13 protein-coding genes are annotated in these 14,318 nt (G+C 42.4%); 3 read left to right on the top strand and 10 right to left on the bottom strand.

From position 1 onward, the window contains the following. Positions 1–56 precede the first annotated feature (56 nt). Both panF and DBX26_RS06705 read right to left on the bottom strand, forming a co-directional pair. Complete coding sequence (panF, locus tag DBX26_RS06700; protein WP_118118389.1) at positions 57–1,520, bottom strand: sodium/pantothenate symporter; 1,464 nt, start codon at positions 1,518–1,520, stop codon at positions 57–59. After that, on the bottom strand, positions 1,513–1,794 hold the full coding sequence (locus DBX26_RS06705) for a YhdT family protein (protein ID WP_014231677.1): 282 nt from the start codon (positions 1,792–1,794) through the stop codon (positions 1,513–1,515). The genes panF and DBX26_RS06705 overlap by 8 nt, the downstream gene beginning before the upstream one ends. 285 nt (positions 1,795–2,079) lie before the next feature. On the opposite strand from DBX26_RS06705, the gene DBX26_RS06710 reads away from it, so the two are divergent. Beyond that, positions 2,080–2,463 carry an energy transducer TonB gene (locus tag DBX26_RS06710; RefSeq protein WP_065299587.1) on the top strand — a complete coding sequence of 128 codons (384 nt, stop codon included), beginning with the start codon at positions 2,080–2,082 and terminating at the stop codon, positions 2,461–2,463. A 190-nt stretch (positions 2,464–2,653) separates the two neighbouring features. On the opposite strand, the gene DBX26_RS06715 is transcribed toward DBX26_RS06710, so the two are convergent. Further along, entirely contained in the window at positions 2,654–3,631 is a 978-nt protein-coding gene (locus DBX26_RS06715) for a GlxA family transcriptional regulator (protein ID WP_118118391.1), read from the bottom strand. A gap of 114 nt (positions 3,632–3,745) precedes the next feature. Between DBX26_RS06715 and DBX26_RS06720 the strand changes: the two genes are divergently transcribed. Then, the gene (locus DBX26_RS06720; protein ID WP_065296755.1) at positions 3,746–4,363 is read left to right on the top strand and encodes a LysE family translocator; all 618 of its coding nucleotides are present in this window, start codon (positions 3,746–3,748) and stop codon (positions 4,361–4,363) included. 86 nt (positions 4,364–4,449) lie between these two features. On the opposite strand, the gene DBX26_RS06725 is transcribed toward DBX26_RS06720, so the two are convergent. The 4 genes from DBX26_RS06725 to DBX26_RS06740 form a co-directional block, all read right to left on the bottom strand. Continuing rightward, positions 4,450–4,875, bottom strand: coding sequence for a septal ring lytic transglycosylase RlpA family protein (locus DBX26_RS06725; protein ID WP_049794662.1), 426 nt, complete (start codon positions 4,873–4,875; stop codon positions 4,450–4,452). A gap of 367 nt (positions 4,876–5,242) precedes the next feature. Next, positions 5,243–7,042, bottom strand: coding sequence for an amidohydrolase (locus DBX26_RS06730; RefSeq protein WP_118118393.1), 1,800 nt, complete (start codon positions 7,040–7,042; stop codon positions 5,243–5,245). A 274-nt stretch (positions 7,043–7,316) separates the two neighbouring features. Continuing rightward, the gene (locus DBX26_RS06735; protein ID WP_118118395.1) at positions 7,317–8,087 is read right to left on the bottom strand and encodes a DeoR/GlpR family DNA-binding transcription regulator; all 771 of its coding nucleotides are present in this window, start codon (positions 8,085–8,087) and stop codon (positions 7,317–7,319) included. A gap of 123 nt (positions 8,088–8,210) precedes the next feature. After that, a complete protein-coding gene (locus DBX26_RS06740; RefSeq protein WP_118118397.1) occupies positions 8,211–9,017 on the bottom strand; it encodes an HAD family hydrolase in 807 nt (268 codons plus the stop codon). A gap of 375 nt (positions 9,018–9,392) precedes the next feature. On the opposite strand from DBX26_RS06740, the gene nlpI reads away from it, so the two are divergent. Continuing rightward, on the top strand, positions 9,393–10,334 hold the full coding sequence (gene nlpI, locus DBX26_RS06745) for a lipoprotein NlpI (RefSeq protein ID WP_065296758.1): 942 nt from the start codon (positions 9,393–9,395) through the stop codon (positions 10,332–10,334). A gap of 85 nt (positions 10,335–10,419) precedes the next feature. Here the strand turns inward: nlpI and DBX26_RS06750 are convergent, their stop codons facing one another. From DBX26_RS06750 to DBX26_RS06760, 3 genes are all read right to left on the bottom strand, one after another. Beyond that, complete coding sequence (locus tag DBX26_RS06750) at positions 10,420–10,761, bottom strand: DUF3316 domain-containing protein (protein WP_014231685.1); 342 nt, start codon at positions 10,759–10,761, stop codon at positions 10,420–10,422. Positions 10,762–11,269: 508 nt separating this feature from the next. Continuing rightward, a complete protein-coding gene (gene mqo, locus DBX26_RS06755; protein WP_118118399.1) occupies positions 11,270–12,871 on the bottom strand; it encodes a malate dehydrogenase (quinone) in 1,602 nt (533 codons plus the stop codon). A 460-nt stretch (positions 12,872–13,331) separates the two neighbouring features. Then, positions 13,332–14,288 carry a homocysteine S-methyltransferase family protein gene (locus DBX26_RS06760; protein WP_118118401.1) on the bottom strand — a complete coding sequence of 319 codons (957 nt, stop codon included), beginning with the start codon at positions 14,286–14,288 and terminating at the stop codon, positions 13,332–13,334. Positions 14,289–14,318: the final 30 nt, after the last annotated feature.

The following is a 14,318-nucleotide window of genomic DNA, read 5'->3' on the forward strand; positions in this document are numbered from 1 at the left end:
ATATATGTCGCTTATATCAACTATCGCTCTTTCTGTGTGAAATATGTTTAGCTCTTTTAATTGACTGATACTAACTGTTCGTTATTAGCTGCATTCGGTTTCAATAAGCTGCCGATAACAAAAGCAAGCATGCCAGTAATCATCGTCGGAACGATGGGGTGGACACCAGCCATATCGGGTTTGAGCCAAACTAAGCTGATGTATACACCGAGCCCAATGACCATGGAGCTAAACGCGCCGGTAGCCGAGGCTTTTGACCAGTACAAACCAAATACCAGCGGCCATAAAAATACCGCCTGAAGACCACCCAATGCCACAAGGTTCAGCCAGATGATCATATCCGGGGGATTCGTCGCAGCAACAAAAACCAGACTGGCGAAGATAGCTGTCGTCCACAGTGAAATGCGGTTCAGTTTACTGTCTGCACGCTTGTCTTCAACGATCTGGGGATTGATATAGTTTATATAAAGGTCTTTCAGCAGCGTTGATGATGCTTGAATCAGCTGTGAATCGATAGTCGACATAATGGCCGCCATTGGCCCTGCGAGAAAAATTCCGGCAAACATCGGAGGCAGAACCGTCATCATCAGTGTTGGCATGATTTGATCCGGGCTGGCAACCTCTGGCACGAGTGCTCTGCCTAAGGCTCCGGTCAGGTGAGTTCCAAACATCAGTAATGCAATCATAATTGTACTGATCACCATACCTTTATGCAGAGAAGGGCTGTCTTTGTATGACATGCATCGTACAGCAGCCTGAGGTAACCCGATCACGCCAAAACAGACCAGAACCCAAAAGCTCAGGATGAACGGCTGACTCAGGAAATGATCCGGACCATATGGTGTCACCAGATCGGGGTCAATGGAGTGAAGTTTGGTGACCAGGTTTTCCAGACTCCCACCAGCATGAATAACACCAGCCAGCAGAACGATGGTGCCGATGACCATCATCACTCCCTGAACGGTGTCGGTCAAAACGACGGCCCGGAAACCACCAATTGTCGTGTATATTCCGACTGTACAGGCGAATAACAGTAGCCCATTCTGATAGCTGATACCAAGCACTGTCTGCAACAGGCGGGCTCCCCCAACAAATTGCACTACCATTGTTCCGAAAAAGGCCAGAAGCAGAGCAAGTGAAGAGAAGATCACGACTTTTCGGCTCTTAAAACGGGTATATAACATATCGTTGATCGTCACCGCGTTATGGCGTCTTGCTTCTATCGCAAATTTTTTCCCCAGAACGCCCAGAGTCAGCCAGGTAGCCGGAAGCTGGATCATTGCCAGTAACACCCAGCCCAGTCCCATTTTGTAAGCCGCTCCCGGTCCGCCGATAAAGCTACTGGCACTCGCATAGGTTGCGGCAAGTGTCATGGCGAGGACAAATCCTCCCATACTGCGGCTTCCCACGAAGTATTCGGTAAGAAAGTTCCCCGGCTTGTGATAACGGCGAGTCAGGAATGCCAGAGCGAAAACCGCAAAAAGGTAAATACATAAAGGAATAATAAGCTGGCTATTCATAATGTTCGTCGTCGTATTTGTCGAGAGGGATATCCTTATAAAGGTATTTAACCATTAGCGCGCATAGCACGGTAAAAAGGATGGGACCAAGTACACATGACAATACAAACCACAGTGGCATGCCCCAGTATAATTGAGGGAGTTGCAGTTCGTCTTTTGGCGCAGAGAAAACATAGGCACCACAGTACCACCAGGCAAAGTAGCCCAGAGCAAGAAGTATCGCCCAACATGCTTCGCGATTGGCCTGATGGATAAGATCAGAGTTTTTTTGCATAAATTCACTGTTTAGTTAAATCGACTACCGTAGGAGGCATACTCTAAAACAATTGGACTAGAACATTAACAGGTGAGGCCTAATTTTCCATTTTTCAGTGGCTTTAGCTAGCAATACTCATCGTCAGCCTTCAATCAGGTCAACCTAGAGCGAATGCTCGATTTTGTGAACCAACCTTCTTTTATCCATTCAACCTGTTGATTATAAATTATAAGGTGGCTTAATAAGCTTCAGCATTATGCTACTCACCCCATAACGAGGTGTTATATTTTACAAGGAGAGTAAATGAGAATTTTGAGTTTATTATCGATAAGTCTTTTAGCTTTAAGTGGTTGTGCATCAAAGCAGGAAGTTTATCTGACACAATCACCAATTAAAGTTGAGCTACAGGACTTACAAGATTATTGGGTTCAGACATCTGAAGATTTTAGGTTCAGTTTAAAACCTCATATTGATGTGCCAAAAATAGGTGGTTATGTACAAATCAACTATTTAATAGACTCGAATGGAGAGATATTTAACCCTACAATTATAGAGTCATCTCCCGAGGGGGAGTGGGATCTCATCGCGTTAAAGGCTTTAAGTAAACTAGAATATGTTCCGTCTGAATCTAATACATTAAAAATACCTGTTTACGTGACAAGTGAAATCAGTTTTCAAAGTAGATAAACTTGCCTAAAACTTATAAGCCTTCTTTCATTAGATAATAGTATCGTTTTGGCTGTGTCAGCAGCCAATTTATCTCGAACAACAAAGTTATCTACTTCACTTATTCATTCTGATCATTAAGCAATGCCGAGACAGACAGATTCAAAAATAAATTAGCCTCGAAAAGAGTTTAAATAAAAACAGCTCATAGTTAAATTATTGGATCGCGACGGCATTGCCCTGGTGTGATGCCAAATCTTTTTTTGAAAATCTTGCATAGATAGCTGATATCTCTAACACCAACTTCATCTGCAAGTTGCACAAGGTCATGGCTAGAATGCGTCAATCGCCAGTACACATGTTGTAAACGCAACTCTTGCCAATAGTGACGCGCGGAAACGCCAAGCTTTTGCTGAAATAAACGGTCCAATTGTCGTCGACTGATGCCAATGAGCGTAGCAACCTGGTCAACGGTTATTGTCTGCTCTAAGTTTTCTTGCATTAAAGAAACCGCTCTATCCATATGACGATTCTGGTACAGTCCCTGATGTGACGACTTTAGGCGGTGCTGCATACTGCGGTTTTCATCAACTAGCATATCCGCTAAGCCTTTTTCTGCTTTTATCTGGCCAACATGTTTTTGCAAAATTGCCACTGCAAGATCGATAGCGGCACTTCCCCCGGTACAACTGATCAGCTTGTGATCAAAATGATAAAGCTGTTCATCTCGTACGACGACTTTAGGGTAGGTCGCTTTGAATTCACTATGATGTCGCCAATGAACCACGATTTGGTGACGGTTCAGTAACCCTAGCTCAGCAAGGGTAAAACAAGCGTTATCGATGCTTACTATTGATATTCCATTTGCGATAACAGTTCGAATAAAAGAGCGGTAATAAGCTGATTGTTGCTGTGATTCAATCGCAGTACGGCTACCAAACAGAACCACATAGTCAAAATCCGCAAGCTGAACTTCGCTAGGGTCGAGATCAACTTTAATTGGGATCCCGCTACTGGAGACAACTAATCCTTTGGTGTGAGATAAAATTTTCCATGAACAATACCGTTGTTGACTGTTATCGGCTTCATCTGCTGAAAAACGGAGTTTATCCAAGAAGCCGCCAAACGGAAGCATGTTAAAATTATTCAGAGGTATCAATAGAAACCGGACACCATTTTCTGCGTTCATTTGTCTTGCGCCCTTTGTCTAAATAGTCATGTTTTACATCCAGAATATACCATAAACAATTTTGGAACTGAGAGATACTAAACCCAATTCAGTTTCTCAATTAATCGGTTATTTATGACGTTTGAAATTTGGTGTGTCTTTGCTTTGTCTGCTCTAGGTCTTGCTTGTGTGCCGGGCCCAAACTCACTTTTGGCACTAAGTCATGGTGCTCGATATGGTTATAAAAAGACAATTTGGACGATATGTGGGGGGATTAGTGGCTTTTTCATATTGATCACGGTAGCAATGCTAGGATTGGGCACGCTACTAGAAGCAAAACCTGAGTTGATGATTGGTCTTCAATGGTTGGGCGCATTATATCTTGCATGGTTAGGATTCAAGCTATTCTTCGTATCAGCTGTGAGCATAGAACAAACAAAAAATGTGGTTTCTGTGTTGCCTAAGGAGCTGTTTAAGCAAGGGTATTTTGCTGCACTGTCCAACCCGAAAGTATTGTTATTTTTTACGGCTTTTTTAGCTCAGTTTATCAACCCAGAAGAAGCATTTATTCCACAGTTCCTGGTGATAACATTCAGCTTTCTTTGCATCGAGTTCGCTGTAGAGTTTAGCGTGGCAAGACTCGCTGATAAGGTTAAAACGCTACTTTTAGCCAATGGGCGAATCTTCAATCAGTGTTGCGGTGCGATTTTCTTGCTGTTAGCAGCAGTGGCTGTTGTTAAAAGCCTATCATAAGGGAATGGCAAAGCTGTTATTTCACGGCTATCACGAAAGGTTTTAGTCGAGCCTTGTTTACTATCAAGCTGAACTCGAGCAGGGGTTTAGTTTTTATACCTAAAGGTATTACTATCATCAATAATCTCAATTTTGATCGGCACGACGCCTTTTTTGATGCTGCCTATTTGCTCAAATGCTTCTTGTGAAAGATCAATGACTCTGCCTTTTACAAAAGGACCTCGATCATTGATTTTGACATCTACCTTTTTGGCGTTTGCTGTATTGGTGACTCTCACGATTGTTCCAAAAGGTAAGCTTTTATGAGCCGCTGTGTAAGCTCCTTTGTTATATCGCTCACCACTTGCTGTACGTTTTCCGTGAAACTTTTGACTATACCATGAAGCTTTACCTGTAAGCTGATGTGATCTGGAATAACTTGTTGTTTTATCTTGGCTTATGGCCGAAGCGGAGGAACACCCAACTAACAAGTTAAGGATCAAAGCGACAAAAATGAGATTAAGTTTTTTCATGCGTTTTAGCTTGTTATACAACATGGTCAGGCTTGCCACTATTACATTAAGTCAGTAGAAAATTGAATGAGACAAGCGCTATCATTCAATACGATTGCTGATTGTTTCATAGACTGCATTTAGTTTGGTCATGGGTAAGAAAATTTTTGGATCTGAAATTACTAACGTTAGGCCCTTTTTGACGATTGAACGAGATGATTAATGTCCTCTAATAGTCTGTAAGAACAAACTGTATGCCAGTGAATCGCGGCGATTCATTGTTGTTTTTCAAATATATCCATATTTTAGAGATAGAGTTGGTTAAACAAATAGGAAGCACAACTGGCTTCCTAATTGTTTGTTAAAAGTAAGAGACTGAAAAAAGAGATCAGTGGGAGTGATGCAATAGCCCGGCAGAAATCATCGTGGCAGTTGCGATTTCCTGACATCGCTTAGTGTTTATGCAACTACCTGCGGCGACTTGTTGAGCACTTGAATATACCGTTAGCCCTTCTTTTATCGTTTCTAATACTTTGATATCGGCCAGTGTTTCAGGTTTTGCCGTGAGCGGGTTATCAGACAAGATAACCAAGTCAGCGAGTTTTCCTACTTCCAGAGAACCTTTGCTTTTCTCTTCTTTGTATTGAGTAGCCGCCCATAATGTTTGCGATTTTAATCCGTCCAGCGCCGACACGCGTTGTTTAGGCCCCAAAACATGACCAGTACGACTTACGCGGTTAACTGTCGCGGAATAAACACGCATTGAGTTAGGCAGAGCCACAGGAGAATCATGGTGAGAGGTATAAATGATGCCTAAATCTCGAGCCCAGCCGGTTGGCGAGATATTCTCTGCTCGATCTTTGCCTAAAACGGAATTCATGTGCCAATCACCCCAATAGAAAGTGTGCATTGGGAAAAACGACGGAAAAACGCCCAAGCGCTTAAATCGCTCTACTTGATCTTTACGAGCGGTCTGCGCATGTATTGCGATAAAACCTCGGTCAGGTACACCGTGTTTTTTCTCACTCGCTTCAATACCATTAAGCAATTGATCAATTGCAGCATCACCGTTGACATGGGTTAACAATTGCCACCCATTACGGTGTGCTAACTCTATAAGCTCAGCGGCTTGTTCATCACTCATACTCGGGTAACCTTTGTAGCCTTTCTCTTGACCAACAGGTGGAACAAGATAAGGTTCCGTTAGCCAAGCGGTTTTGCCTTGAGGAGAACCATCCAGATTAAGCTTAGCTCCCGCGACGCGAAATCCATTAGAATACTCGCTTGAGTAATACGGAGGAGAGATAACCTCTTGAGCCACTTGAATATCAGGATACGCGGCCACATCGATAGGGAGTTTTCCCGATTGAGCTAAGTCGTACATAGTTTTCACCGCCGACGTTGAAGCGCGGCCTTCCTGAGCGGTGGTATAACCAAAACTTGCGTAAAGCTCCATACCCGCTTTAAAAATGACTTCATTCTCTTTGGCGTTGAGTTTGGCAAATAGCGGTAGCAAGGTCCCAAAGAAAGCAGTTTCTTCCAGCACACCATTAGGTGTTTTTCCATCACTCTCACGACGAATCTTACCGCCATCAGGATCGGTGCTCTCAGCCGTCAAACCTGCCAACTCCAATGCTTTAGTGTTCAACGTTGCTAAGTGACCTGACTGATGAATAATAAGTACCGGAAGGTCTTTAGATACTTCATCCAATTCTTGGCGAGTAGGATGCCTTTGCTCTTTTAACTGTGAGTCATCATAACCAAACCCCAGGATGATTCCATGCTTGCCGTTTTCTGGCTTCGCCACCCAAGATCTTAGTTCTTCTTGCAGCGACGCAATACTATTTACATTACCATCAGGATCGGCAAGTAAGTTCGCAGATAACGCTTGAATGCCCGTGTTAAAAACATGTCCATGACCATCGATAAAGCCTGGGATCATCGTTTTACCATCTAAATCGACAATTTTCGTATGATCATCTCGTAACTTCATCAATTCTGATTCTTTACCGACCGCTAAAATGCGACCATTTTTAATCGCTAAAGCTTCAGTGGTAAGGTCGGAGTCATTAACCGGAATAATCTCGCCGCCAACATATATCGTATCTGCAAAAGGTTTTGCTGGACTTGCTGCCAAAGTGGTCCAACTGACAGAAAATAAAGCGAATACCAAAGGTGAAATTCTCATGATGTTTCCCTCAAAGAAACGTCGAAAAATGACTTGGTAGGAAGTAGAAAGTGTAGATTAATCAGGTAGATTTTTCCCAACTTATATCAAAAAGGTTTCATTTAAGGAGAAGAGTTTAGTCGAACGCTAAAATGGTAGGCGGTATTAAAAATACGTAAACAGACGATTGACGAATGAGGCTTACCAACTTTGTGTTAGGTAGAGTTGATAGGCCTAATTCAAGTTGTCTGAACGGTAGTCGGCATATCAACTTTAGAAGCCTTAGAATTTTTCGTTAAAGAGGATTAGTGGTAATCACAGTGCAATCTAATTGGCTGAAATAATCTTTTGCTACCGTATTGCTTGGAGAACAGATTAGGTAATCAACGTCCTTAGATTCCATAAATGGGTAGGGGCCTAATGCTTCAATTTTGTCCTCAGTACATAACGCAACAATTGCGCCAGCTTTTGATGCTGCATGGCGTTTGAACTCACCATCCTGATAGTGAATCGCGCTGAATCCTGCTTCAGACGACCATCCACAAATCCCCATAAAACAAAGATCAAATCGAAATTTGCTTAGTGCTTCTACGGCTGTAATGTCGATGGCTCCACCAACGGCATAATTCAATTCACCACCAATAAGAATGGTTCTGATATGCTGTCTTTCCAGTAGTCGGGTGGCGATAGCTGGGCTGTTAGTCACGACCGTTAAACCGATATCATTAGGTAACAGGCTTGCGAGCAACATATGGGTACTGCTGGCATCTAGGAAAATAACTTGTTCTGCTTTGATAATGGTTAGTGCCGCAAGTGCTAAAGCCTGTTTTTCGCTATTTCTGTTCTCCAGGCGTTGCTCTTGCGTTCCTGTCGGTGGCACGAGAGACAGCGCACCGCCATGAATTCGTTTACATAATCCTTCATTGGCAAGAAAACGTAAGTCTCGACGAATCGTGGCTTCGGTGGTCCCAAGTTGTACGGCTAGGTCAGTTGCCATCACTTTACTATGAGATTTCAGTAAATTCAGGATTAACTGATGGCGTTCTTCTGGTGAAAATTTTTCCATTATCATTTTCTATTCATGAACTAGTGCAACCATTATAAACAAACACGCTTTGTGTTCATATCTGTTCGTTTATGCTTGTCGAGTTTCCATCTTTAAAGTGGCCAGCCCAACTTAAGGAACAGGTTATGATTTTGTTTGCAGGGCTAGAAACTGTAAAATCGTGTGCATTACACCATCCTCATCATTCGAACGGGTAATATAGTTTGCAGCCGCCTTCGTCTCTTCAAAAGCATTACGCATGGCAAAGCTAAAGTGAGCACGTTCCATTAGCTCGATATCATTGAGTCCGTCTCCAAATACCATGGTTTCAGCTTCTGTCGCTCCGACGATGGATTGCAGTTTTTCAACGGTGGTTCCTTTGTGAACGCCAGCATTCGCAATATCGATCCATGCAGCTTCTGATACAACGATATAGGCTTGTTCGTCAAAATGAGAGAGTTGAGGACGAATTAGTGGACACTGTTTGTTCTCATCATAAACAGTGATCTTCACGAAATCAGAATCAATATCTGGATATGAATCGACCAATTTTACCTCAGCATAAGAACGTCTCACTAAGGTGCGTAAATGCTCGGGTGTATCTCGTTTGATAGCTGCAAATTCGGGGGTACACGCAATGACGATATGCGAACCTTCGATAGACTCTAATTGCTGAATGATGTTAAGACCTAACGCATTATTGAGAAGAGATTGATAAATAATCTGTCCCTGATGTTTGATACGAGTAGCGCTGTCTCCGAGTATCCAGAAATCTTTGCTTTGTTCACCGAATAGTTCTTCAACCCGTTCAACTTGCTTGCCAGTACAAGGGGCGAACTTCACACCATGCTCTTGCATGCTGGTGACTACCTGCTGGAATAATTCGCGGTTGTAATCCCCATGACGGTTTAGAAACGTCCCATCCATATCCGTGATAATCAGTTTAATCATTATTGCATTCCTCATTTTTTAATCGGTCACTGAAATAATAAGAACACAAGTGGACACAATGATCAACAAATGAACATCATTTTGATTGTCTTTGTTCATTGGTGTTTGTTTTTGTTTATGCTCCCTTGCGAGTAGCACTTGATGGCTTGACGAAATAATGATTAGCCAATTTGTGTGGAGAGCTATGCATTTCGATAACACGCAAATAGACAGCAAGGAAAAGACATTTAAGTAAAGTGATCACTAACTAGATCAGTAACAATGAGATCCTTATTGAGTATTTGGTTAATAGTTGGCAATTTGATTATTTTTTGTGCTATAAAGGTGCTCGAATGACTCCCAAGCTGATTCAGGGAGTAGAATTGGAGTAAAGATATGGTTAAATGGTATAAGTTTTATAGTTTAGGTGCGCTGATTGTTTTGACAGGATGTAACCTTGTTGAGCAAGACATTTCACAAGAGAGCTCAACCCGAAATGAAAAACAATTAGTTTATCCAGCTATGGCTGTACCGTTGCAACCGAATGCAATGGCAGAGGCTAATATTGCAAAACTAAATCATCTTCTGACAGATAAAGAACTCGACGATGAGACTCGTGCAGAAATCTATTTAAAACGAGGTCTCTATTATGATGAGATTGGGTTAAGAGATTTGGCGAGTACAGACTATGCCAAGTCGCTGGAGATCAACCCTCAACAACCTGATATCTACAATCTGCTTGGGATGTACTACACCCAACTGAGTCAGTTTGATGCTGCCTATGACGCATTTTATTCATCTCTTGAATTGGATCCGAGTAATAAGCAGGCTATCTACAACCGTGCAATTGCACTTTATTATGGTGGAAGACCAGAACTTGCACTGGAAGATATGAAAACTTTCCATGAGGACAACCCGAATGATCCTTTCCGTGCTATCTGGTTATACATTATAGAATCGGACGTTGATAAAACTGCAGCAACGGCAAAGTTACAAGAGAGTTATAAAAACCGCACCGATGAGTGGGGTTGGGTGTTAGCGGGTATACTGCTAAACGAAATAACTGAAGAAAATGCTGTTAAACTGGTTACTAATAGCACAACAGATAATAAAGTGATGGCACAGCGACTTACCGAAGCTTATTTTTATTTAGGTAAGTATTATATGGAACATGGAGATATGAGCCGAGCGCTATCAGTGTACAAGTTAGCCATATCTTTGAACGTATGCAGTTATAATGAGCATAGCTATGCATATTTAGAGTTAGAACGTATTTCCAAAGATTTTAAAGCTGCGAAAGAAGCGGGTAATACAGAAAAATTTGTTAGTTTAAACTAAATACCATCTGCATATACCTAAATAGAAAAGGCGAACAACTCAATGAGTCGTTCGCCTTTTATTAATTCATTTCAAAACCTGTCGTTTAGCGACCGTCTTCATTAACTCTGTAGTTGAAATCAACGTCAACAATGGCACGATACTCAACAGTACCTCTAGATACTGGGACTTCCTCAACCCTCACTTGAGCACTTTCTACATTCATACTATGTCCGACAACGCTTTGACCAGTAGGATTCAGTTTCCAACGTAACTGGTTGTCATTTGCGCTCGCTAGTGAATCGTACATATTGAAACCAGCATTGATCGCTTCTTCTTTACTAGCAAATGTATCTGAGTATAGCTTTTTGTTGTTTTGAACCATCCGTTCACCAGCGGTAGCGGTAAACGCAAAAAACATACATAAGATTGTAATTAACGCTTTCATAACAGTACCTTATAATGAACAGGATATTAGGCACACACAAAGACTAAGTTCCAATTCATTTGTTCTTGATATCATCCCGATAGTCATCTTTGTCACAATCTTGCAAGCTTTCTGCTATCTGAAAATGAAAAAATGCCTATCTGAAAATGAAAAATCAGCTTCGACTTGTATGGGTGTACTCTCAAAAACAGAGAACCCATACATAAAAAGTAGCACTAATTTGACCTCGATCAAGTTTTGAAAGTTATTAGTTGAGTGTATTGTCATTAATAAATATGGCGACAGGTGGCCATATTTATTCTTATGTTCTTAGTGATTGCTTTTTAGGCGTTCAATGAGCCCACAAGAGCATTTGGGTTTAGACTGAGAAGTGCAGGAGTTTATGTCAGGCTCAGGTTTTTCCTTACATTTCATATATTTGAAGAAAAAATGCCGCCCTTGACGGGCGGTATTTTAGTTATGGAAGTTGAGTAGAATAGGGGAATAAAACGTTGAAAACCGCAGGAGATTAAGCCCTGCAGGCATAAACTGGTTCGTTTTGCTCCACTATACTTTCTTTACTCGAGCGAACCTCAAGTAAGTCCTGCTCTAAGTGCAGTATTTCGCTCGTTGTACGTAAAATTTCCTGATTCAATTGAGGGTGTTCGATTAATGGCAACCCATATGATGGAATCATTTCTTTAATTTTATGCTTCCACTTATCTGAAGCCATCTCGTTACTGAAACAACGTTCAAGTAATTGAAGCATTATCGAAGTCGAAACAGATGCACCGGGTGATGCGCCTAATAAGGCGGTGAGGCTACCATCTTCAGCGTGAACAAGTTCGGATCCGAGGTGTAATTCACCACCTTTACCTGGCACATGCTTTATGATTTGGACGCGCTGACCTGCTTGTACCAAAGACCAATCCTTGATGTCTGCCGACGGGAAGAATTCGCGCAGTGCATTCATTCGGTCTTCATTGCTCTGTGTTAGCTGGCCGATAAGGTATTTGAGAAGATCAAAGCTCTTCATCCCTACTTGTGTCATTGGCAGTAAGTTTGATGGGCGTACGGAATTAAACAAGTCTAATAGAGAACCATTTTTCAGGAACTTACTTGAGAAGGTTGCAAATGGGCCGAATAGAACCACTTCTTTTCCATCTATGACTCGGGTATCCATATGTGGCACCGACATGGGTGGGGCACCGACGGGGGCTTTGCCATATACTTTGGCTTTGTGGGCTTTAATGATGTCAGGTTTTTCGGTCACTAGGAACTGACCACCAACAGGAAAACCACCATAGCTTTTGGCTGCTTTTATTGCTGATTTTTGCAGGAGCGTAAGGGATGCTCCTCCTGCGCCTATAAATACATATTTGGTATGAACAGTACGCGTTTTGTTGCTACTAAAATCCTTCACTTTTAATTTCCAGGTACCATCAGGCTGGTGTTTCAGTGAACGGACTTCGTGTTGCAAGTTGAGTTTGAAGTTGTGATTTGTTCCCAGGGCGTCAACCATGTGATGTGTCAAAGCGCCAAAGTTCACATCAGTACCAAAACGAGAACGGGTGGCCGCAACAGGCTGGCTTGGATCGCGGTTTTCCATCAGTAATGGAGCCCAAGAGCGGATCTGTTGTTCATCTTCTGAATAAACCATGCCATCAAAAAGAGGAATAGTTCGAAGCAATTTGAAGCGTTTACGCAGAAACTCGACATTGTTTTCGCCAGTGACGAAGCTCATATGAGGAGCACTTTTGATAAAGCTACCTGGGTTACTAATTGTGCCTTCCTTTACCAGATAGGACCAAAACTGACGAGACAATTGAAATTGTTCATAAATATCAACAGCTTTACCTATCGTGACCTGGCCATTCGGCATCTCTGGCGTATAATTAGATTCCGCAAGAGAGGCATGCCCCGTTCCGGCATTATTCCATGCGTTGGAACTTTCTTGAGCGACATCATCAAGGCGCTCAAACATTTCTATTGTCCAGTTGGGCTCTAGTTGTTGGATGAATGTACCGAGCGTCCCGCTCATGATACCTCCTCCGATTAAGACAATATCAACCATTTTTTCTCTGTCAGAACTGAGCTGGTTTAATTCATTTATACCAGTTGCGTTGTTCATTGGGGTGTAATCTCTCTCTAAAATAACAAGTAGTCGAAAGCGAGGGATACGTTATTGTCTTCAAAAGTATTATTTTTTATTTTTTATTTTTTATTTTTTATTTTTTATAGTTATTTACGATTGTTAAAATCGCTTGGGTCGATCAGTTTGTTAAGTGCCTCCTGATTGAGCTCTCTTTATACGTTTACGGATAAATACAGCCCATAGATAAGTGATCGAGAATAATAGGGGCACCGACTGTACCACGTCGGGTGATGAGATCGCCACCGTTGTGATGCTTGGGAAATGAAAAATTTTGTGAACTAGCGGCAATGTTACGGGGGCGCTATCTATAGGCTTGATTGATCACTTCTGGAGTCACGTGGTTGTCTTTGGTTAGCATTATCGCTTTTCTCTTAGTAAACAAAAACAAAGCCCATTTGTTAGAGAGCTTTGTTGTAAGTTCAAACCGAAAAGTAAGCTAATCTTCTTTGGTTTTAGCCGCGATGACCTGTTTGGCTATCTCGTCCAAGTGGTTATCCCAGGTTCCGCAACAGCCACCCCAAATGTCCATGTGCGGGTATCGTTTAGCCAGGTCGCCACATTGCTCGCCCAGTTCTACGGGATCGCCATCCTCGAGATGTCCAAGCTTACACAGCGCGAGTTTTTCCATCTTGGATGCGTTTGGTCGAACGCCTCTGATTCGATGTATCCAGTCACTATTCTCAATCGCAGGTTCATATTCCACTGGGTGAGAGCAGTTGATCAAATAAAATTCGACTGCGTTGTCTGTTTCTCTATCAATCGTTTTTATTGCCTCGGCTAAGCTGGGGCCTGAATTGAGTTTCGAACTACTATCTAATGTCAGTGAAATGGCGAGAGGCACACCGATTTTCTGAGCTGCTCGGACAACACCGATTGATTCAGGGATGTTATTGAAGGTGATGGCCAACGCTAAATCGACATCCGCTTTTTTCAAGGTCTCTAACTGAACAGAGTGATAGTCTTCGGCTTCATTCTCCGTGATCTTGTGATTGGTGGAATAGGCGTCGCCTCGTGGTCCGATTAAACCTTGGAACAGAACTTCCGGAATATCTGTGGCGTACTCTTTCGCGACCTCGCGCAGAAACTCAATACATTGAATATTGGCGTCAGCGAGACTTTGTGCAGAGTAGCCCAATAGCGCTCCCCAGTCAGGACTGGCGCGGTAGTCGAGCCCACCCATAAGTGCACAGACCTTATGTTTCGCCGCGACGTCCAGATAACTTCGGAACATTTCTCTCATCTTTTCAACCGCAGCGGGGTTATCGAGTAGGGGGTACATGGCAAACTGGGGTAAATCAAAACCGTACTTATACATCAGTTCCGTTTCAGTCCCTCCCTCGGTTAGATAAAGTCGTCCATCTTGTTGACTAGGAAAAGATTTTTGCAAGGCCATGATAAACCTCCATCTTGTTTAGATGAGAAA

It is taken from the genome of Vibrio sp. dhg (assembly GCF_003443775.1).
Lineage (GTDB): Bacteria > Pseudomonadota > Gammaproteobacteria > Enterobacterales > Vibrionaceae > Vibrio > Vibrio natriegens.

Coding starts and splice junctions, on each gene's coding strand:
- panF (WP_118118389.1), bottom strand. CDS start 1,520: ATGAATAGCCAGCTTATTATTCCTTTATGTATTTACCTTTTTGCGGTT.
- DBX26_RS06705 (WP_014231677.1), bottom strand. CDS start 1,794: ATGCAAAAAAACTCTGATCTTATCCATCAGGCCAATCGCGAAGCATGT.
- DBX26_RS06710 (WP_065299587.1), top strand. CDS start 2,080: ATGAGAATTTTGAGTTTATTATCGATAAGTCTTTTAGCTTTAAGTGGT.
- DBX26_RS06715 (WP_118118391.1), bottom strand. CDS start 3,631: ATGAACGCAGAAAATGGTGTCCGGTTTCTATTGATACCTCTGAATAAT.
- DBX26_RS06720 (WP_065296755.1), top strand. CDS start 3,746: ATGACGTTTGAAATTTGGTGTGTCTTTGCTTTGTCTGCTCTAGGTCTT.
- DBX26_RS06725 (WP_049794662.1), bottom strand. CDS start 4,875: ATGAAAAAACTTAATCTCATTTTTGTCGCTTTGATCCTTAACTTGTTA.
- DBX26_RS06730 (WP_118118393.1), bottom strand. CDS start 7,042: ATGAGAATTTCACCTTTGGTATTCGCTTTATTTTCTGTCAGTTGGACC.
- DBX26_RS06735 (WP_118118395.1), bottom strand. CDS start 8,087: ATGGAAAAATTTTCACCAGAAGAACGCCATCAGTTAATCCTGAATTTA.
- DBX26_RS06740 (WP_118118397.1), bottom strand. CDS start 9,017: ATGATTAAACTGATTATCACGGATATGGATGGGACGTTTCTAAACCGT.
- nlpI (WP_065296758.1), top strand. CDS start 9,393: ATGGTTAAATGGTATAAGTTTTATAGTTTAGGTGCGCTGATTGTTTTG.
- DBX26_RS06750 (WP_014231685.1), bottom strand. CDS start 10,761: ATGAAAGCGTTAATTACAATCTTATGTATGTTTTTTGCGTTTACCGCT.
- mqo (WP_118118399.1), bottom strand. CDS start 12,871: ATGAACAACGCAACTGGTATAAATGAATTAAACCAGCTCAGTTCTGAC.
- DBX26_RS06760 (WP_118118401.1), bottom strand. CDS start 14,288: ATGGCCTTGCAAAAATCTTTTCCTAGTCAACAAGATGGACGACTTTAT.